The sequence below is a fragment of the Pseudomonas migulae NBRC 103157 genome (assembly GCF_002091715.1).
In the GTDB taxonomy this organism is placed as follows: Bacteria; Pseudomonadota; Gammaproteobacteria; order Pseudomonadales; family Pseudomonadaceae; genus Aquipseudomonas; species Aquipseudomonas migulae_A.
In genome coordinates this window covers 1-17,649 of sequence record NZ_BDAG01000012.1, presented here as the reverse complement: position 1 = coordinate 17,649, position 17,649 = coordinate 1, and the positions used below count along the sequence as shown (strand labels likewise).

21 protein-coding genes are annotated in these 17,649 nt (G+C 59.6%); 9 read left to right on the top strand and 12 right to left on the bottom strand.

Features of this window, described 5'->3' with window-relative positions; translation table 11 throughout:
* Positions 1-13 precede the first annotated feature (13 nt).
* Entirely contained in the window at positions 14-1,375 is a 1,362-nt protein-coding gene (locus PMI01S_RS11530) for an MBL fold metallo-hydrolase RNA specificity domain-containing protein (RefSeq protein WP_084320010.1), read from the top strand.
* A 76-nt stretch (positions 1,376-1,451) separates the two neighbouring features.
* On the opposite strand, the gene PMI01S_RS11525 is transcribed toward PMI01S_RS11530, so the two are convergent.
* Complete coding sequence (locus PMI01S_RS11525) at positions 1,452-1,994, bottom strand: Hsp20/alpha crystallin family protein (protein WP_084320191.1); 543 nt, start codon at positions 1,992-1,994, stop codon at positions 1,452-1,454.
* 191 nt (positions 1,995-2,185) lie between these two features.
* Positions 2,186-2,788 carry a cytochrome b gene (locus tag PMI01S_RS11520; RefSeq protein ID WP_084320007.1) on the bottom strand — a complete coding sequence of 201 codons (603 nt, stop codon included), beginning with the start codon at positions 2,786-2,788 and terminating at the stop codon, positions 2,186-2,188.
* A gap of 173 nt (positions 2,789-2,961) precedes the next feature.
* Between PMI01S_RS11520 and PMI01S_RS11515 the strand changes: the two genes are divergently transcribed.
* Genes PMI01S_RS11515 through PMI01S_RS11485 form a run of 7 tightly spaced genes read left to right on the top strand, consistent with a single transcriptional unit; the run spans position 2,962 to position 9,256 of the window.
* Positions 2,962-3,639 (top strand): thermostable hemolysin, encoded by a 678-nt coding sequence (locus tag PMI01S_RS11515; protein ID WP_084320005.1) that lies wholly within the window; start codon positions 2,962-2,964, stop codon positions 3,637-3,639.
* Positions 3,629-5,110: an AMP-binding protein gene (locus tag PMI01S_RS11510; protein WP_084320003.1), complete on the top strand. Its 1,482-nt coding sequence runs from the start codon at positions 3,629-3,631 to the stop codon at positions 5,108-5,110. The genes PMI01S_RS11515 and PMI01S_RS11510 overlap by 11 nt, the downstream gene beginning before the upstream one ends.
* Positions 5,107-5,781: an iron-containing redox enzyme family protein gene (locus tag PMI01S_RS11505; RefSeq protein WP_084320001.1), complete on the top strand. Its 675-nt coding sequence runs from the start codon at positions 5,107-5,109 to the stop codon at positions 5,779-5,781. Before PMI01S_RS11510 ends, PMI01S_RS11505 begins: the two co-directional genes overlap by 4 nt.
* Positions 5,768-6,577, top strand: coding sequence for an SDR family oxidoreductase (locus PMI01S_RS11500; protein WP_084319999.1), 810 nt, complete (start codon positions 5,768-5,770; stop codon positions 6,575-6,577). Before PMI01S_RS11505 ends, PMI01S_RS11500 begins: the two co-directional genes overlap by 14 nt.
* A complete protein-coding gene (locus tag PMI01S_RS11495; RefSeq protein WP_084319997.1) occupies positions 6,574-7,218 on the top strand; it encodes a tetratricopeptide repeat protein in 645 nt (214 codons plus the stop codon). Before PMI01S_RS11500 ends, PMI01S_RS11495 begins: the two co-directional genes overlap by 4 nt.
* 11 nt (positions 7,219-7,229) lie before the next feature.
* Positions 7,230-7,892 (top strand): response regulator, encoded by a 663-nt coding sequence (locus PMI01S_RS11490; RefSeq protein WP_084319995.1) that lies wholly within the window; start codon positions 7,230-7,232, stop codon positions 7,890-7,892.
* The gene (locus PMI01S_RS11485) at positions 7,889-9,256 is read left to right on the top strand and encodes a sensor histidine kinase (RefSeq protein ID WP_084319993.1); all 1,368 of its coding nucleotides are present in this window, start codon (positions 7,889-7,891) and stop codon (positions 9,254-9,256) included. Before PMI01S_RS11490 ends, PMI01S_RS11485 begins: the two co-directional genes overlap by 4 nt.
* A 56-nt stretch (positions 9,257-9,312) precedes the next feature.
* Here PMI01S_RS11485 and PMI01S_RS11480 read toward each other — a convergent pair whose 3' ends face one another.
* Together PMI01S_RS11480 and PMI01S_RS11475 are read right to left on the bottom strand one after the other, a co-directional pair.
* Complete coding sequence (locus PMI01S_RS11480) at positions 9,313-9,495, bottom strand: hypothetical protein (protein ID WP_084319992.1); 183 nt, start codon at positions 9,493-9,495, stop codon at positions 9,313-9,315.
* A gap of 208 nt (positions 9,496-9,703) precedes the next feature.
* Complete coding sequence (locus PMI01S_RS11475) at positions 9,704-10,540, bottom strand: NAD(P)H-binding protein (RefSeq protein WP_084319991.1); 837 nt, start codon at positions 10,538-10,540, stop codon at positions 9,704-9,706.
* 156 nt (positions 10,541-10,696) lie between these two features.
* Between PMI01S_RS11475 and PMI01S_RS11470 the strand changes: the two genes are divergently transcribed.
* Entirely contained in the window at positions 10,697-11,380 is a 684-nt protein-coding gene (locus PMI01S_RS11470; protein WP_235864428.1) for a TetR/AcrR family transcriptional regulator, read from the top strand.
* On the opposite strand, the gene PMI01S_RS11465 is transcribed toward PMI01S_RS11470, so the two are convergent.
* From PMI01S_RS11465 to PMI01S_RS11430, 8 genes are all read right to left on the bottom strand, one after another.
* Positions 11,377-11,661, bottom strand: coding sequence for a hypothetical protein (locus PMI01S_RS11465; protein WP_084319987.1), 285 nt, complete (start codon positions 11,659-11,661; stop codon positions 11,377-11,379). The genes PMI01S_RS11470 and PMI01S_RS11465 overlap by 4 nt on opposite strands.
* A 291-nt stretch (positions 11,662-11,952) precedes the next feature.
* Entirely contained in the window at positions 11,953-12,183 is a 231-nt protein-coding gene (locus PMI01S_RS11460) for a hypothetical protein (protein WP_084319985.1), read from the bottom strand.
* Positions 12,184-12,297: 114 nt separating this feature from the next.
* Positions 12,298-12,519: a hypothetical protein gene (locus PMI01S_RS11455; protein WP_084319983.1), complete on the bottom strand. Its 222-nt coding sequence runs from the start codon at positions 12,517-12,519 to the stop codon at positions 12,298-12,300.
* Between the two features lie 71 nt (positions 12,520-12,590).
* Positions 12,591-13,631 carry a DNA topoisomerase IB gene (locus PMI01S_RS11450; protein WP_084319981.1) on the bottom strand — a complete coding sequence of 347 codons (1,041 nt, stop codon included), beginning with the start codon at positions 13,629-13,631 and terminating at the stop codon, positions 12,591-12,593.
* A 75-nt stretch (positions 13,632-13,706) separates the two neighbouring features.
* Positions 13,707-14,786, bottom strand: a complete 1,080-nt coding sequence (gene modC / locus PMI01S_RS11445) for a molybdenum ABC transporter ATP-binding protein (RefSeq protein WP_084319979.1) — start codon at positions 14,784-14,786, stop codon at positions 13,707-13,709.
* A gap of 3 nt (positions 14,787-14,789) precedes the next feature.
* Positions 14,790-15,470, bottom strand: a complete 681-nt coding sequence (gene modB, locus PMI01S_RS11440) for a molybdate ABC transporter permease subunit (protein WP_084319977.1) — start codon at positions 15,468-15,470, stop codon at positions 14,790-14,792.
* Position 15,471: 1 nt separating this feature from the next.
* A complete protein-coding gene (gene modA, locus PMI01S_RS11435) occupies positions 15,472-16,239 on the bottom strand; it encodes a molybdate ABC transporter substrate-binding protein (protein WP_084319975.1) in 768 nt (255 codons plus the stop codon).
* A 277-nt stretch (positions 16,240-16,516) separates the two neighbouring features.
* Positions 16,517-17,581, bottom strand: coding sequence for an NAD(P)H-dependent flavin oxidoreductase (locus tag PMI01S_RS11430; protein ID WP_084319973.1), 1,065 nt, complete (start codon positions 17,579-17,581; stop codon positions 16,517-16,519).
* Between the last annotated feature and the right edge of the window lie 68 nt (positions 17,582-17,649).

Here is a 17,649-nt window from a genome sequence, read left to right as displayed (position 1 = left end):
CATGGAGACGGCCATGCGAATGACATTTCTCGGTGCGGCTGGCACGGTGACCGGTAGCAAATACCTGCTGGAGCATCGCGACCAACGCGTACTGATCGATTGCGGCCTGTTCCAGGGTTACAAACAGCTGCGATTGCACAATTGGGACCCGTTCCAGCTTCCGGTTGGTGACCTCGGCGCCATCGTTCTTACCCATGCCCACGTGGATCACAGCGGCTACCTTCCAGTACTGGTGCGCAGCGGTTATCGCGGGCCGGTGTATGCCACGCCCGCCACCTGTGAACTGGTGAGGATCCTGCTGTTGGACAGCGGCCGATTACAGGAGGAGGCCGCCGAGTTTGCCAATCGGCATGGTTTCTCCCGGCATAACCCGGCGTTGCCGCTGTATACCGAGCACGATGCCGAGCGGGCACTGAAATTGTTACACCCCGTGGAGTTGCATCATCGGGTCTACATTGCCCCGGGCATGACCATCCAGTTTCGTTGCGCCGGGCATATATTGGGCGCGGCTACGGTGGAGGTGATCGCCGATGGCATCACGCTAGTCTGTTCAGGGGATCTGGGGCGGCCAGATGACCCATTGATGTTCGCTCCCGAAACGGTCGAGCAGGCGGATTACCTGCTGGTGGAATCGACCTACGGTGACCGCAAGCATCCGGCTGAGTCGCCGCAGGCACAATTGGCCGACGTCATCACCCGCACCACGCTGCGTCATGGCATCACCTTGGTGCCATCGTTCGCAGTAGGGCGTGCCCAGCTGCTGATGTACCACCTGTATCGTCTGAAACAGCAACACGCTATTCCCGATGTGCCGATCTATCTCAACAGCCCGATGGCCACGGACGTCACGCGTTTGTACCAGCGTTTTCGCAGCGAACACCGGTTATCGCTCGAGGAGTGCGAAGGTATGTGTCGCGTCGCGAAGTTCGTGCGCAGTACCAAAGACTCGATCGAGCTGGATCGCCAGCGCACCCCGGCGGTGATTATTGCTGCCAGCGGCATGGCCACGGGGGGGCGGGTGATCCACCACCTCAAGGCGCTGGCCTCCAATCCGATCAACACGCTGCTGATGCCGGGTTTCCAGGCCGGCGGTACCCGTGGCGCACAAATTGTCGCGGGCGCTCCTTCGGTGCGCATTCACGGCAAGGACGTGCCGATCAGGGCCGAGGTAGTGCCGATGCAAACCCTGTCCGCGCATGCTGACGCCGATGAAATCATGCAGTGGCTGCGCGGGTTCAAACGGCCGCCCAGGCACACCTATGTCGTGCATGGAGAACCCAATGCCTCGGATGTGCTGCGCCGGCGTATCAGTCTGGAATTGGGGTGGTCGGTTTCGGTGCCGGAGTATCGTGACAGCGTTGAACTCACGCCATAAACCGGTCCGGGTGAAAGGGTGCGACAAATAAAAACCCCCGGCCGCTTTCACGGCCGGGGCATTGCAAGACCGGGCGTCAATCAGCCTTGATCGGCACAGTTTTGTCGGCCTTCATGGCTTCGGGTTTTTTCGGCAACGAGATACTCAGGACGCCTTTGCTGAAGTTCGCTTCAATCTTGTCGGCATCGACCCCTTTGGGCAGGTTGAACACCCGTTCGAAGGAACCATAGTGACGCTCGCTAAGGTAATAGCCCTTTCTTTTTTCTTCCTTGTCCTCTTTCTTTTCTCCCCTGATGATCAGGCTGCCGTTGGACAGTTTGAGCTCGATGTTCTTCTGGTCCATACCGGGCAGTTCAGCCGTGATTTCGTAGCTTTTATCCTTTTCGGTAATGTCCACGGCAGGCATGCCTTGCCCTATCAACTCCCGCCGCCAGAATGGCTCGACATCAAACAGCCCTCGACCGAAGGGGGAGAGTCCCGATCCCAGATTGAAATCTTCGAACAGGTGATCGACCTGTTGCCGCAGTCTTTCCAGGGGCTTCCAGGGATCTGTCGTCGCAGGATGTTGACTGGCTTTGTCGTCATTGCGAGCGGGCATCTTTTTCACAGAGTTGGCCATTTTCATATCTCCTCTTGGTTAGTCGTGCCGGACCGGAGCGTCATCCATGAAGGCCCGCCACGACGGAACAAGAACCTGACAAATGTCAGTGGACCGTAGCGTCCGCTGTTTCCTAATTTCGGTGGAAACTGGCTGTCCGTGTTTGATTTAAATCAGAAGAGAGGCGAAAGATGGGGGCGAATGTCGTTCGTCTAAGGCTGGTGACGGTTTGCAGGTCCTTGGCGGGATTCTGTGGCCTGACGCCAGGTCAGGAAGCGTTCCGGCAGCATTCGCGTAAGGGTGTTGTCGCGCATCCAGTAGTGATGGAAAACGCCCGCGCAGGCGTGCAAGCCAATCAGCCAGTACCCGGCGGTGCCCAGCCATTCATGCCAGTATTTCAGTTGCTTCGCCATATCGGGATCGATTGCGATTGGCGAGGGCAGTGTGAAAGCAAAATACGGTATCGGTTTACCGGCAGCACTGAGCATCAGCCAGCCGAGCAGGGGTGTCAGGATCATCAGCGCATAAAGCGATAAATGAGTCAGGTGAGCCAACGCGGTCTGCCAGGCAGGAGGGCGGGGCGAGATGGGCGGACGTTTTTGTAAGCGACTGAGTAACCGGACCCACACCAGGGTGAAAATCGCCAGTCCGAACAGTGCATGGGTGCCCAGCAATGGGCCCTTCAATGGATGCTGGCGGGGGAGCCAGCCTTTGAGCTCGATACAGCCATAGACGCCCACAAACAGCGCGAGCATCAGCCAATGCAAAGTGATCGAAAGTGCTGCGTACCGCTGTGGTACTGAGTGACTTGTCATAGGGGGCCTCTTGCGGGGTGTCATGGCGGTAGAGCCGAGTGGCGCAAACTCTGCCTTCCCAGTCTTAAGGCAATCTGAAGACAGCGTCGGCACTCTGACTCAGTCCCACCTTCAGACTCCGTTAAGAATTCCCTTGGATACTCCTCCCACACTTACTCGGGAGGCGTCTTCCAATGCCTGATTTTGAATGGAATATTCCTCTACCCCTGCGCTTCGGCCACGCCGAAACGCCGTCGATGAGCCTGTCCAGAGCGTTGCCGGACACCATCGAACGCCCCATCTTCGAAGCCTTTATTCAGCAACGCTTTCGTAAGGCCCACGGCGCCGATATACGCCATTTCATGCCGGAGCTGTTCGGCATGAGCGATGCAAAAGGCACGCTCTGTGCGGTGGCCGGTGTGCGCCTGGCCAACGACGAGTCGTTGTTTCTTGAACGTTATCTGGACGAGTCGATCGAGCCGCTGATCAGTGCCGCTGCAGACCGTCCCGTGGATCGCTGCGGCATCGTCGAAGTCGGCAACCTGGCCGCCAGCGACACCGGCAGTGCGCGAATGAGCATCATCGCCATCACCTACCTGCTGGCCATGGGGGGCCTGGAATGGGTGGCGTTCACCGGCAATATCGGCCTGGTGAACAGCTTTCATCGCCTTGGCCTGAAGCCTGTAACCCTCTGCGCTGCCGATCCCTCGCGGCTGGGCGATGATCGCCACAGCTGGGGCAGTTACTACGAGAGCAAACCCTGGGTGCACGTCGGCAACATTCGCGCGGGCTTCATCCATTTGCGCAACATCGGCATGTTCAATCGCCTGGGGTTGCCGTTGTCCATCGAGGAATCCAGCCATGTCGCTTGAACTGCAGCGGTTCAAACAGACCCTGCGCAGCCATGCCGAGCGCAAGACCAGCGCCATCGCCTTGTGGGGCGACCAGCTGAAAGTGGATTACGCCACGCTGTACGCCGAAGTGGTGTACCGCCAGCAGCGCTTGCGCGATGAAAAAATCAAGGTAGTGGCCCTGGCGCTGGACAATGGCGTCGAAGCCATGCTCTGGGATCTGGCCGCCCTGTTCGAAGGCTTGACCTGCCTGACGTTGCCGCCTTTTTTCAGTCCGGCGCAACGCCTCCATTGCCTGGAACAGAGCCAGGCCGGGCTGGTGATTGCCGAGCCTGAGCTTGAGGACGAACTGCAAAGCGCCGGGTATGAAAAAAACGGGGAGTTCTGGCGCCGCACTTTCAGCGGCCCGAACCGGATGCCGGAAGGCACCGCCAAACTGACGTTCACCTCCGGCACCACCGGCACACCCAAAGGCGTGTGCCTCAGCGCCGAGAGCCTTTTAACGGTCGCACGCCAACTGGATCAGGCCAGCAAACCCACTGACCCGCAACATCACATGGCCCTGTTGCCCTTGGCGATCCTCCTGGAAAACCTCGGTTGCTATGCCGCGTTGTATGCCGGTGCCACCTTGAGCGTGCCGAGCCAGAAAACCTTGGGCATTCAGGGCGCCAGCGGTGTTGATGTACCACGCCTGCTCGGTTGCCTGGCCACCCGTGCCCCCGAAAGTCTGATCCTGGTGCCGCAACTGCTGTTGATGCTGGTCAGCGCCGCCGAACAGAAAGCCTTCTCCCCCTATACGCTGCGTTTTGCCGCGGTGGGTGGCGCGCGAGTCAGCGAAGACTTGCTGCACCGTGCGCAACGGATCGGTCTGCCGGTGTACGAAGGCTACGGATTGTCGGAGTGCGCCTCGGTGGTCTGCCTCAATCGCCCCGAAGCCCGGCGCCCCGGCAGTGTCGGCCAGCCACTTCCCCACGTGGAGGTTCGCCTCGCCCAGGACGGCGAAGTACTGGTCAAGGGCACGACCCTGCTCGGTTATCTGGGGGAGGCGCCACACACCGATGAATGGTGGCCGACCGGCGATCTCGGCGAATTCGACCCTGAGGGTTTTCTCTACTTGAAAGGGCGCAAGAAACATCAGTTCGTCACCAGTTTCGGGCGCAACGTCAACCCTGAATGGGTCGAGGCCGAATTGACCCAGCGCCGCCATATCGCCCAGGCCTTCGTCTACGGCGAAGCCATGCCAGGCAACCATGCGTTGCTCTGGCCCCATCGCCCGGATTGCACCGACGAAGAGCTGGCCGCCGCCGTCGCACAGGCTAACGAGGCCTTGCCCGATTACGCCCAGGTCCATCACTGGAGCCGTCTGGATCAACCCTTCACGCCCGCCAATGGCCTTCTCACCGCCAACGGCCGACCGCGCCGTGACGCCATTGTCGAGCGTTACCGGGCGCAACTTACTGAATCAGCATTTCCCGAGGTATCCGCATCATGAGTTTTTTCGACACGCTGCAAGAAGCCACGCAACAAGAACGCCAAACGTTGTTCAATCTGCCGATCATCCGCGATGCCCTTGAGGGCAAGGTCAGCCTGGAAAGTTACCGGGCGTTCCTCGCGCAAGCCTATTACCACGTGCGCCACACAGTGCCGTTGATGATGGCCTGCGGCGCCCGTCTGCCGACGCGCCTGGAGTGGCTGCGTAAAGCGGTGTGCGAGTACATCGAAGACGAATACGGTCATGAACAATGGGTCTTGGACGATATCGAAGCCTGCGGCGGTGACAGGAACGCGGTACGCGATGGTCGTCCGTCATTGCCTATCGAACTGATGGTCAGCTTTCTTTACGACCTGATTGCTCGCGACAACCCGGTCGGCCTGTTCGGCATGGTCAACGTGCTGGAAGGCACCAGTATCGCCCTGGCCACCCACGCTGCCGGCAGCATTCGCCAGCGACTGGACTTGCCGGAAAGCGCCTTCAGCTACCTCAGTTCCCATGGTTCTCTGGACATCGAACACATGCAGACCTATCGCCGACTGATGAATACCCTCGACGATCCGGCCGATCAGGCTGCCGTGATTCACGCCTCCAAAGTGGTGTACGCGCTGTACACCGACATGTTCCGCGGCTTGCCGCGTGACGGGGAGAACCTGCATGCGCCTGTCTGAGGCTCGCGTGGTATTGACGGGTGCCAGCGGTGGCATCGGTCTGGCGATCGCCAGCGCCCTGTGTGCCAGTGGCGCCCGGGTGCTCGCGGTGGCTCGGCATCAGCAACCCCTGATGCCGTTGCTTGAACGCTATCCGCAACACCTGTGCTGGGTTGGCGCAGACCTGACCGTTCTGTCCGACCGGCGCAAGGTGCTAACCGCGGCGGAAGCCATTGGCGGCATCAATCTGCTGATCAACGCCGCCGGGGTCAATCACTTCGCCATGCTCGAACAACTGGAGGACAGCGATATCCACGCGATGCTGGCGGTGAATATCGACGCGCCGATCTGCCTGACCAAGTTATTGCTGCCGCTGCTCAAGCAAGCTCAAAGCGCGATGGTGGTGAACGTCGGTTCGACCTACGGCTCCATCGGCTACCCCGGTTACGCCAGCTATTGCGCCACCAAGTTTGCCCTGCGGGGTTTTTCCGAAGCCCTGCGTCGGGAACTGGCCGACACCCGGGTCGGCGTGTTGTACGTCGCGCCCCGTGCCACCCGCACCAACATGAACAGCCCGGCAGCGCAGGCCTTGAATGACGTCCTCAAATCCCGTGTCGACGACCCGCAACAAGTCGCTTCGGCGGTGATTCACGCCATTGCCGGTGACCGCCGCGACTTGTACCTGGGCTGGCCGGAACGCTTTTTCGTGCGTTTGAACAGCCTGTTGCCAAACCTGGTGGATCGCGGTCTGCGCAAGCAGTTGCCACTGATCCGTCGCCTGAGTCAGAAGCCTGAAAACGAGAACCTCAAACCATGAAAAAACTATTTGCCTGCTTGTTCTTCGGTGCCTTGAGCCAAAGTGTCTGGGCGCTGGACGCCGCCGATCAACAACGTCTCGCTGGCATCCAGCAAAGCTGGGCTCACATACAATACGAAGTGCCTGAGGACCAACGCACCGCGGCGTTTGAAAAGCTTGCTGCCCAGACCTCGGCGTTCACGCACGAACGTCAGTCGGTAGCTGAAGCCTGGATCTGGTCCGGTATCGTCACCAGCAGTTGGGCCGGAGCGCAGGGCGGGCTCGGTGCGCTGAGCAAGGTCAAGGATGCAAAAGCCGATCTGGAGAAAGCCATGGCCCTGGACCCCAAGGCCCTGCAAGGCTCGGCCTACACCAGTCTGGGGGCATTGTATGATCGTGTGCCGGGCTGGCCGATCGGTTTCGGTGACTCGGACAAGGCAGAGCAACTGCTCAAGGTCGCCTTGCAAATGAACCCCAATGGCATCGATAGCCTGTACTTCTGGGGTGATCACCTTTACCGTCAAAAGCGCTATGGTGACGCGAAGGTGGCCTTGCAAAAAGCCCTGCAAGCGGCCCCCAGACCTGGCCGGGAAACCGCCGATGCCGGTCGCCGCAAAGAGATCGAAGCGTTGCTGGTGGACGTGAACAAGAAACTCGACTGACAGGAGTTCGTGTGCGCTTATTACTGATCGAGGATGACGTGGCTTTGGGTGAAGGCATCCATCAGGCCCTGGGTCGAGAAGGTTATACCGTTGACTGGGTGGAAGACGGCAGCAGTGCCTTGCACTCGCTGCTCAGTGAAAACTTCGATCTTGCGGTGCTCGACCTAGGTTTGCCGCGCATGGACGGCCTTGAGGTGCTGCGGCGTTTGCGTGACAGCGGCTCGAACGTGCCGGTGCTGATCCTCACCGCGCGGGATGCCACCGAAGACCGTATCGCCGGACTGGATGCCGGCGCTGACGATTACCTGATCAAACCCTTCGATCTGGCTGAGCTCAAGGCTCGCCTGCGAGCGTTGCTGCGGCGCAGCGCCGGGCGCGCCCAGGTGTTGATCGAACACGCCGGCATCAGCCTTAATCCCGGTACTCAGCAAGTCAGCTATCGGGGGGAGCCGGTGGCGCTGACGCCCAAGGAGTATCAGTTGCTCCATGAATTGCTCTCGCCACCGGGGCGAGTCATGACCCGCGATCACTTGATGCAATTGCTCTATGGCTGGAGCGAGGAGGCCGAGAGCAATACCCTGGAAGTGCATATCCATCACTTGCGCAAGAAATTCTCCACCGACTTGATTCGCACCATCCGTGGAGTCGGCTATCTGGTAGAGGAGCGCCGATGACTTCGATCAGGCGTCGCACCCTGACGCTGATCATCGGCCTGTTGCTCGCCGGTATTGCGATGATGAGCGTGCTCAACCTGCACGACAGCAATCACGAAATCGCCGAAGTCTATGATGCTCAGCTGGCTCAGAACGCTCGATTGCTGCAGGGGGTCATGCGTATGCCCATGGCCAGCAAGGAACACGCCGATCTGTATCAGGCCTTCAACAAGGCCTTGAGTGAAGCGGAGCCGAGAGTCGACGGTCACCCCTATGAAACCAAGATTGCCTTCCAGGTTTGGAGTCCCAAGGGTGAAGTGCTGGTGCATACAGCCAGCGCGCCGTCTTTCGGCACGCCCCCGGGGACGCCTGGATTCAGCGATGTGGTGGATCTGAACAACCGTCATTGGCGTGCGTTCATGCTCGAAGACAAACAGAATGGCCTGCGCATCTGGGTTGGCGAGCGAGACGACGTGCGTTCGGACCTGGTGGACCGCATCGTACGCCATACGCTGGGGCCCAATATCCTGGGCAGTTTGTTGTTGGCGTGCATGATCTGGCTGGCGATCGGCTGGGGTTTGAAACCGTTGGTCGATATGGCCGCGACATTGCGGGCTCGGCATCCAGGTTCACTCGAACCCTTGCAACTGACGCCGTTGCCCACTGAGCTTGAGCCCATGCAAGCGGCCCTCAACCGCATGCTCGCGCAGATTCAGGAAGTGATGGGACGTGAGCGGCGCTTTATCGCTGACGCCGCCCATGAAATGCGTACGCCATTAGCGGTGCTCAGGGTCCATGCACAGAATCTGATGGAGGCGGGAAGTGAAGACGATCGCCGCGAGTCCCTCGAACATTTGATCGCTGGCGTCGACCGTGCCAGCCGATTGGTCAACCAATTGCTGACCATGGCTCGACTAGAACCGCAATCAGCGATGCATACGCCCCCCACCATCGATCTGGTTGCCTCCGTGCGCGCTAGCCTGGTTCAGTTGACACCCTGGTTGTTGAACAAGGGGCTCGAGCTGGCTTTCGATGTCAGCGACGATATCGGCCCTGTCAGAGTCGATTCCGCAGCCATCGATATCGCCTTGAACAATCTGGTGACCAACGCAGCAACTTTTTCTCCGAAGAACGGCTTGATCACGGTAAGGCTGAGTAAAAAAGCCGATCACTACGAACTGTCTGTCGAGGACGAAGGACCGGGGATTAACGAGGGGGACCGTGATCGGCTTTTCGAGCGTTTCTACAGCCGTGGCAATGATCAGGGGGCGGGTTTGGGTTTGAACATCGTCCAGGCGATCGCCGCTCGCCTGGGAGGACAGATTCGGTTAGAAAATCGCACCTCGAAGGGATTGTGCGCTACGTTGGAATTCCATGGTTTTTGACGCTGCCGATCATTGTTGCCCTACAAGCTCTCCCTTGTTCCAAGGCTGATCGCTTTCTATTTCCCGCGCCGTTCGACGCCGGTAGGGCTGCCGATGTCAACGAGCCGTCTCTCCACCAGAATATTTTGCAGTGCCTGGCGATCTGTCGGCTCCAGCTGATGCTCTCTCTCCTTAAGCTCCAGCAAGATCGGGCTGGAATAGGTGCGGTAGGTTTTCTCCGCCATACGAATCGCTGACATTCATCTCTCCTTGATCAGTCTCCAAACTAAGGTTTGGCGCGTTTCCGGTGCGTTAGAAATCCTAGTCGAGGAATCGGTTTGTCGCCAAAAAGACCTATGTCGTCTTAAAGCTCGGCGTCCGCTTGTCACTGACGAATCCAGTGTGCATCAGTTGAGTGAAGGCTGATGCACACCGAATGGCTTCATGACTGCTCAGTGCGCTTCAATATTAATCTTCGCGTGCCCATACACCCGTGGCGGCAGTGCGTCGAACATAGTCGCTGAAGTCCCGCGCCGGGCGACCCAGAGCACGTTGTACGCCATCGGCCACCGGCGTATTGCGGCCGTCGAGTAAGGTGCTGAAAAGATAAAGCACCAAGTCGGTCAATTCGGCGGGTAGCTGTGCCTGTTCCAGCGCCTGACGATAGGCGTCCGGCGGTACTGCAACGAACGCAATGTCCCTTTGCGTCTCACGGGCAATTTCAGCGACGGCCTCCGCGAAGGTCAATGCTCGCGGCCCCGTCAGTTCATACAGTTGGCCTGCGTGTCCCGGTTTGGTCAGCGCTTCAACCGCGATCTCGGCAATGTCTTCCACGTCGACAAAGGGTTCGGCGATGTTGCCGACGGGGAGGGCGAGTTCACCCAGCAGAATCGGTTCGAGAAAGTGGGCCTCGCTGAAGTTCTGGAAGAACCAGCTGGCCCGCAGGATGGTCCAGTCGGCCCCGCTGTTCTGAACGACGCGTTCGGCTTGTTCCGCTTCAACTTCGCCGCGCCCCGACAGTAGCACCAGTTTGCGGACGCCACTCTTGACCGCCTGATCGGTGAATGCCTGCACGGTCTCAACGGCGCCGGGTACTGCGAGGTCTGGCTGAAACGAGATGTAGGCAGCGCGAACGCCATCGAGCGCGGCTGCCCACGTGCTTCGATCCTCCCAGTCGAAAGCCGGATTTGCTCCTCGAGAGCCCAGGCGCACAGGCACTCCGTTCGCTTGCAATCGCTGAGCAATTCGCCTGCCGGTTTTGCCCGTTGCGCCGAGAATCAGGATCGTTTCCTGGGTGGTTTTCATCGTGTTCATCTCCATTGACTTGATGTGAGTAATGCTCATGTTTTAAACATGATAAATCCTCATGTTTTAACGTCAACCGGTAGAATCGATGAAACTGACGTACGGGCAGTGCTAAGGTGAGCCTATGTCATGTTATTGATTGGGAGAGCGCGTCAAGTGCCCAAAAAAACCACCGAAGTCGTCGAACTGCCGGTCTCCGAGCCGGCCCGGCGCAATCCCACACAGCAGCGCAGTCGCGAGCGTCAGGAGCGAATCCTGACGGCGGCGACGCAATTGACTGCGAGCAAAGGCAGCGATCAGCTAAAAATGAGTGAAATCGCAGAGTGCTGCGGTATTTCGATCGGCTCGCTCTATCAGTACTTTCCCGACAAAAGTTCGGTCATACAGACCTTGGCAGAGCGCTACAACGCCGAAAGCCGTCGCTGTATCGAAGCCGCGCTGGTGGCGGTTGAAGACGCGCAAGGGCTGCAGGCGGCCTTTTCAGCGTTGCTGGACGAGTATTACGAGATCGTGCGGGCGACACCGGCAATGCGCGACATCTGGTCGGGCATGCAGGCAGACAAACAACTCATGGCGCTGGAGCTGCAGGAAAGCCGGATTGCCGGCGGGCTATTGGCTGACGTGATTCTGCGGGTGTATCCAGGCAGTGACGCGGGGCAGGTTCAGGCCTCGGCATTTTTGATCTGGCACCTGGGCGAAGCGACCGTGCGCCTGGCCATTTCTTGTGCACCCGAAGAAGGACGCGCACTGGTCGAGGCGTTCAAGCGAATGTCTTTGCGCGAAATAGCGGGGTTGGCGGCTGGGACGAAGGGCGTCGCAACCGCCAGGCCTGTGCGTTAAACGAAAGGTTGACCGGTAAAGCCACGGGGCAATCGTTGCAGCCCGTGCATCGCGGTCAGCCGCTGGACCCACGCAGCGCGCCAGTCATTGGCAGTGTGAGTGACTTTGGCTTTGCGTGCGGCGCGGCGTGCAGCGTTTCGCTGGTCTTTGCGCGCATCCTTGAACGCATCGGTGTTACGGCAGCTTCTGCATTTCACCCGGGTCAGTTCAGTGGTTGAGGTGAGCTTGCTTCCTTTGTGACCGCAGGCCAGATGCCCGCCAACTTTGAAGTGAGTAACCATCAGACGCCTCCTTGGTGACGTGTAATCGTTGGACCCTCCGCAAGCAGTGACGTTCGGCGGGCAAAAAAATGGCCCGCATGCGGGCGGGCCAAGGGGTTCATCAAAAGGAGTGGGTTCACTGTACGGCTTGATTTGTGAACGCTGTGTGAAATGGCCGGGCAAAAAAATCCCGACGCCAGGTCGGGTGGGTTTCAGCAGTAATGATCAGGCAAGTACACGCACGGTGACGAAAACGTCGCCGTTCATGCGCCCATCAGACCGTGTTCGCGTATCCGGGGTCCAGATCGAATCTCATCTGAACCTTGGCAGCGGCGGGTCGACAGGCTTGAGCGAGGACAACGTGCTGCGAATCAGTGGTGCATCCTTCTCGATGTCGTTCAGGCGATCACGAATTCTGAGGGCGGTCGGGTGGCCGCCTTGATGATCGACCCAGTCGGCGATTTCCTTGCACGCCGCGGCCAAACGAGCCTGGCGGGAATCAAGCAGGGTGAGCAGGGTGGTGATGGACTCTTTTTCGGACATGGCAAACACCTCCGTTCAAGAAACCTGGTAATTGGTAACAAAAAGCCCGCTGGGAGCGAGCTTTCTGCCGATGGGGTCGCTGGTCCCTCAGCCATTTCAGTATAGACCCGGACTTCAGCCTTGTCGGGCCGTCACCTGCGATCGGGCGTTGAGTTGACGGCAGACGCGTTGGGCATCTTCTTCAGCTTCATAGCCGTCGCCGATGAAACCACGGGTGCGGGTATCGGCGATGCGATACCAGACTTTAGCGTCGGGTGGTGGATGACCGGCTTCCCCGGCTCGGCGACCATGAATGATGATCTTGTTGCAGCGCTGCACAACGAAAATGTCTTCCATGGCGTCACCGAAGCTAATTTCTGTCACATCAACTATAGAAGCCATTCGCGATCGTGCAAAAAATGGACAGGTCAGTTCGTCGGTTGAGACGCTTCGATCATCCGTTCCAGGTACATCGCCAGCCCGACTTCTTCGGCCCTGAGGCCTTTGCGGGGTCTCGGGCGCGGCAACTCGGCCAATGCCCCCAGTAGAAAACCTTCGAGCACTGCCGGGTGGATGTAGCATTTGCGACAGACTGCCGGGGTGTTGCCCAGTTGCCTGGCAACGTTCTTGACCATCTCCACCACATGACGCTTGGCATCCGACTCCGGTTCCCACTGCAATTCGCGCAGCACCGCCAACGCCAGTGCGCTGCCGGCCCAGGTACGGTAATCCTTGGCGGTGAAATCAGCGCCGGTCAGGGTTTGCAGGTAGGCATTCACGTCGGAGGAGCTGACGGTGTGCCGTTCACCGTTCTCATCCAGGTACTGAAACAGATTTTGCCCGGGAATTTCCTGGCAGCGTTTGATGATCCGCGCCAGGCGCCGGTCTTTCACGGTGATCTGGTGTTCGACACCGCTCTTGCCACGGAACTGGAACCGGATCGCACTGCCGTTGACCTCGACGTGACGGTTGCGCAGGGTGGTCAACCCATAGGAACGGTTGTCCCGCGCGTACTGCGTATTGCCGACCCGGATCAGCGTCGCATCCAGCAGGGTAATGACTGTGGCCATGACTTTGTCGCGGCTGAAACCCGGCGCCTCCAACAGCGTCTCAAGCTGTTTGCGCAGCTTCGGCAGGGCCTGCCCGAAGTCCCGCAGGCGCGAGTATTTATCGGCATCACGCACTTCGCGCCAGCGCGGGTGATAACGGTATTGTTTGCGCCCCCGGGCATCGCGGCCGGTGGCTTGCAGATGCCCGCGCGGGTCGGCGCAGATCCATACGTCGGTGTAGGCCGGGGGCACGGCGAGGGCGTTGATGCGCTTGATTTCATCCGGATCGGTGATGCGCTGACCCGTGGGTTCGAAGTAGCAAAACTTGCCGCGCAGTTTCTTGCGAGTGATGCCGGGCTGGGTATCGTCGACGTAGTGCAGGTCGGGCGGCAGCACGTCGGGCAATGCGGAATCGGGCATGGCGGTAATCCTTGGCAACGAATCAGGGGCCGTTACAGCCATTGACCGCACGCCTTTGCAGACGTGCCGGCGGATTTACGCCAGCACCGCCACCGCTTTGATCTGCGCCCAGAGTTGCTGGCCGGGGTGCACGTTCAATTGATCCCGGGAGTAGCGGGTGATCCGTGCCAGCAGCGGCGTACCGGCCGCGTCCAGTCGAATCAGCACGTGGGCGGCATTGTCCGCGCCCATTTCGCTGACCACCGTCACCGGCAGACGGTTGAGGATGCTGCTGTGTTCGACGCTTTGCAGGCTCAGGCTGACATCACGCGCCTGAACCTTGCAGCGAAGCGCCTGGCCGGCGTCCATCGGGGTGTGTGCCACGCGAATGTTCAGTGCGGTGCCGGGTAATTGCAGGGTCAGTAATTGATAGTCCGCGTCATAAGTACTGACATGGCCCTCGATCACGACGCCAGCGTCATCGCCCAGCGCCAATGGCAAGTCGAGGCGGGCCAGGGTTTCACCGATAGAGCCGCTGGCCAGTGCCTTGCCGTGGCTGAGCAGGACGATGTGGTCGGCCAGTCGCGCCACTTCATCCTGGGAGTGACTGACGTACAACACCGGAATGTCCAGGTCGTCGTGCAACCGTTGCAGGTACGGCAGGATTTCGCTTTTGCGTTGCGAATCCAGTGCGGCCAGCGGTTCGTCCATCAGTAACAGCTTCGGGCTGGTCAGCAGGGCTCGGGCGATGCCGATGCGCTGCCGTTCGCCGCCGGAAAGGTTTTGTGGGTGACGATCCAGCAGATGGCCGATGCCCAGCAGTTCAGTCGCGTGAGCCATGTCGACCCGGCGTTGTTGTTTCGGGATTCGCCTGAGACCGAATTGCAGATTCGCCAGTACCGACAGATGTGGAAACAGACTGGCTTCCTGAAAGACATAACCGAGCGCGCGTTTGTGCGGCGCGACGAAAATCTTCCTGTCGCTGTCTTGCCAGACTTCATCGTTGACCTGGATAAATCCGTTTTCCGCTCGTTCAAGGCCAGCGATGCAGCGCAGGCAGGTGGTCTTGCCCGAGCCTGAGTGGCCGTAAAGCGCGGTGACGCCACGGCCCGGCAGTTGCAAATCCACATCCAGGACGAACCCCGGGTAGTTCAGTTTCAGACGGGTATGAATCATCAATCAGCTCCAGCCCGCTTTGGTTTTGCGGCTGGAGTAGAGCGCCAGCAACACGGCAAACGAGAACACCAGCATCGCCCCGGACAGCCAATGGGCCTGGGCATATTCCATGGCTTCGACGTGATCGTAGATTTGTACCGAGACCACGCGGGTCTTGTCGGGAATATTGCCGCCGATCATCAACACCACACCGAACTCGCCGACGGTGTGGGCGAAACCGAGAATCGCAGCGGTGATGAAACCCGGTCGGGCCAGCGGCAGGATCACACTGAAAAAAGTGTCCCAGGGATTGGCGCGCAAGGTCGCGGCCACTTCCAGCGGGCGGGTGCCGATGGCAGAAAAAGCGTTCTGCAGCGGCTGGACCACGAACGGCATCGAATAGAGCACCGAACCGATCACCAACCCCGCAAAACTGAAGGTCAGGGTGCCGAGCCCCAATGACTGGGTGAAGTGGCCGACAAAGCCATTAGGGCCGAGCGCCAGCAACAGATAAAAGCCAATCACCGTAGGCGGCAACACCAAGGGCAGGGCGACGATCGCCCCGACCGGGCCGCGCAACCAGGACTGGGTGCGCGACAGCCATAACGCAATCGGAGTGCCGATGATCAGCAGGATAACCGTCGTCAGGGACGCGAGTTTCAGGGTCAGCCAGATCGCGGAAAAGTCGGCACTCGATAGAGTCATTTTAGAGTTGGTAACCGTAGGACTTGATGACAGCAGCGGCTTTCGGCCCCTTGAGGAAGTCAACCAGTGCCTTGGCGGCCGGGTTGTCCTTGCCTTTGTTGAGGATCACCGCATCTTGTTTGATCGGGTCGTGCAGGTCGGCTGGAACGATCCACGCCGAACCGCTGGTCACTTTGCCGTCTTTGTAGATCTGCGACAAGGCGACGAAGCCCAGTTCTGCGTTGCCGGTGGATACGAACTGGTAAGCCTGAGTGATGTTCTGGCCTTCAACGATTTTATCCTTGACCTTGTCGGTCAGGCCCAGCTTGGCCAGTACCTGGGTGGCGGCGAGGCCATAAGGTGCGGCTTTCGGGTTGGCGATCGACAGATGCCGGTACTGGTTGTCGCTCAACACGTTGCCTTTGGCATCGACGTAGCCTTCTTTGGCCGACCAGAGCGCGAGGGTGCCGACGGCGTAGGTGAAGCGCGAGCCTTTGACGGTGTCGCCTTCGGTTTCGAGTTTTTGCGGGGTGGTGTCGTCCGCCGAGAGGAGCACCTCGAACGGCGCGCCATTCTTGATTTGCGTGTAGAACTGGCCGGTTGCACCAAAGGAGGTGACCAGTTTATGCCCGGTGTCTTTCTCGAAATCGGCAGCGATGGCCTGGATCGGCGCGGTGAAGTTGGCCGCGACAGCGACCTGGACTTCATCGGCCTGGGCCGCGCCAAAGGCGAACACCGCGAGCAGGCTCGCCAGGCAGGCTGGGGCAAAACGTGAGGCACGAATGTTCATGAAGCGGCTCCGTGGTAGGCAAGTACGGCGAGGGGTGTAATCGCTGTATAGATAAATATATAGCGTATTGCCTGCAAACGGAATGTGTGGGAACTGGATTGCATCTGATGCCGGGATTTGTGTGGAGATGAAGCTTGTTGTGGCGAGGGGATTTATCCCCGTTGGGTCGCGCAGCGGCCCCGCACTTTCGCCCTGCCTCCAACCGCTTGGCGGCTGCTGCGCAGCCGAGCGGGGTGGTGCGGCCTTCCGATAAATCCCCTCGCCACAGGTTGTGTGCCTAACGGCGCAGCAGTTTAGCCAACCCTTCCTCCGCCAAACGTCGCGTCAACTCCGCCGTCGTCATCTCAACCCCCAACGTAAATGCCTGGCCGGCCCAAAGGTTGCTGAAATCCGCTTCCGCCTTCGCCCGCAACGGCATCAACGCTCCACCCGCCAATGGAAAGGCCGGCGCCTTGTCGCTCATCGGCCCGAGTTCACGCATGACCCGATTCAGAATTCCCCGCGCCGGGCGGCCGGTGAAAATATTAGTGACTGCGGTCTCGCTTTCCTTGGCCGTGCGCAATGCCTTGTGATGGGAGGCGCTGACCTTGGCCTGCGGCGTGAAGAGATACGCCGTACCCACTTGCACCGCTGAAGCGCCCAACAGAAATGCCGCCGCGACGCCGCGTGCATCGGCAATGCCGCCGGCAGCGATCACCGGTACTTTCACTGCGTCGACGATTTGCGGCACCAGCGCGAAGAGCCCCACCTGGCTGCTCAGATCGTCGCTGAGGAACATGCCCCGATGGCCTCCGGCTTCGTAACCCATGGCGATGATCGCGTCGCACCCGTGTTGCTCAAGCCAGATCGCTTCTTCGACGGTCGTTGCCGAAGACAGCACTTTTGCGCCGGTGGCCTTGACCCGATCCAGCAATGATTTTTCCGGCAGGCCAAAGTGAAAGCTCACCACTTCGGGGCGACATTCTTCGATCACTTCGCAGGTCGCGTTATCGAACGGCGCGCGATTGGACACCGGTGTCGGCGCGTCGAAATCCACGCCCAGTTCCCGGTAGTAGGGCTCCAGCAGATTCTTCCAGTCCCGAGCCCGTTGCTCATCGGCTGCCGGCGGCTGGTGACAGAAGAAATTGACGTTGAACGGGCGCTGAGTGTGTTGGCGGATCGTCTTCAATTCTTCGCGCAACTGCTCGGTGCTGAGCAGCGCCGCAGGCATCGAGCCCAGGCCACCGGCATTGCTCGCCGCAATCACCATGGCCGAACCGGTGGCGCCAGCCATCGGGGCCTGGATGATGGGCAGTTCGATCCCCAGCAGATCAAGAATTCGGGTGTCTGGCCATTGGCTCATTGCAAGGTTCTCCGGCGTCACAACAGGAACGGGTTTTGTACCAGTAATGGCGGGCGCAGGACCAATCG

Bases quoted from the DNA above. Each gene is read 5' to 3' on its own strand.
- PMI01S_RS11520 (WP_084320007.1), bottom strand. From the start codon at position 2,788: ATGACAAGTCACTCAGTACCACAGCGGTACGCAGCACTTTCGATCACT.
- modA (WP_084319975.1), bottom strand. From the start codon at position 16,239: ATGAACATTCGTGCCTCACGTTTTGCCCCAGCCTGCCTGGCGAGCCTG.
- PMI01S_RS11515 (WP_084320005.1), top strand. From the start codon at position 2,962: ATGCCTGATTTTGAATGGAATATTCCTCTACCCCTGCGCTTCGGCCAC.
- PMI01S_RS11500 (WP_084319999.1), top strand. From the start codon at position 5,768: ATGCGCCTGTCTGAGGCTCGCGTGGTATTGACGGGTGCCAGCGGTGGC.
- PMI01S_RS11485 (WP_084319993.1), top strand. From the start codon at position 7,889: ATGACTTCGATCAGGCGTCGCACCCTGACGCTGATCATCGGCCTGTTG.
- PMI01S_RS11530 (WP_084320010.1), top strand. From the start codon at position 14: ATGCGAATGACATTTCTCGGTGCGGCTGGCACGGTGACCGGTAGCAAA.
- PMI01S_RS11450 (WP_084319981.1), bottom strand. From the start codon at position 13,631: ATGCCCGATTCCGCATTGCCCGACGTGCTGCCGCCCGACCTGCACTAC.
- PMI01S_RS11510 (WP_084320003.1), top strand. From the start codon at position 3,629: ATGTCGCTTGAACTGCAGCGGTTCAAACAGACCCTGCGCAGCCATGCC.
- PMI01S_RS11475 (WP_084319991.1), bottom strand. From the start codon at position 10,540: ATGAAAACCACCCAGGAAACGATCCTGATTCTCGGCGCAACGGGCAAA.
- PMI01S_RS11495 (WP_084319997.1), top strand. From the start codon at position 6,574: ATGAAAAAACTATTTGCCTGCTTGTTCTTCGGTGCCTTGAGCCAAAGT.
- PMI01S_RS11430 (WP_084319973.1), bottom strand. From the start codon at position 17,581: ATGAGCCAATGGCCAGACACCCGAATTCTTGATCTGCTGGGGATCGAA.
- modB (WP_084319977.1), bottom strand. From the start codon at position 15,470: ATGACTCTATCGAGTGCCGACTTTTCCGCGATCTGGCTGACCCTGAAA.
- modC (WP_084319979.1), bottom strand. From the start codon at position 14,786: ATGATTCATACCCGTCTGAAACTGAACTACCCGGGGTTCGTCCTGGAT.
- PMI01S_RS11455 (WP_084319983.1), bottom strand. From the start codon at position 12,519: ATGGAAGACATTTTCGTTGTGCAGCGCTGCAACAAGATCATCATTCAT.
- PMI01S_RS11480 (WP_084319992.1), bottom strand. From the start codon at position 9,495: ATGTCAGCGATTCGTATGGCGGAGAAAACCTACCGCACCTATTCCAGC.
- PMI01S_RS11505 (WP_084320001.1), top strand. From the start codon at position 5,107: ATGAGTTTTTTCGACACGCTGCAAGAAGCCACGCAACAAGAACGCCAA.
- PMI01S_RS11460 (WP_084319985.1), bottom strand. From the start codon at position 12,183: ATGTCCGAAAAAGAGTCCATCACCACCCTGCTCACCCTGCTTGATTCC.
- PMI01S_RS11525 (WP_084320191.1), bottom strand. From the start codon at position 1,994: ATGGCCAACTCTGTGAAAAAGATGCCCGCTCGCAATGACGACAAAGCC.
- PMI01S_RS11465 (WP_084319987.1), bottom strand. From the start codon at position 11,661: ATGGTTACTCACTTCAAAGTTGGCGGGCATCTGGCCTGCGGTCACAAA.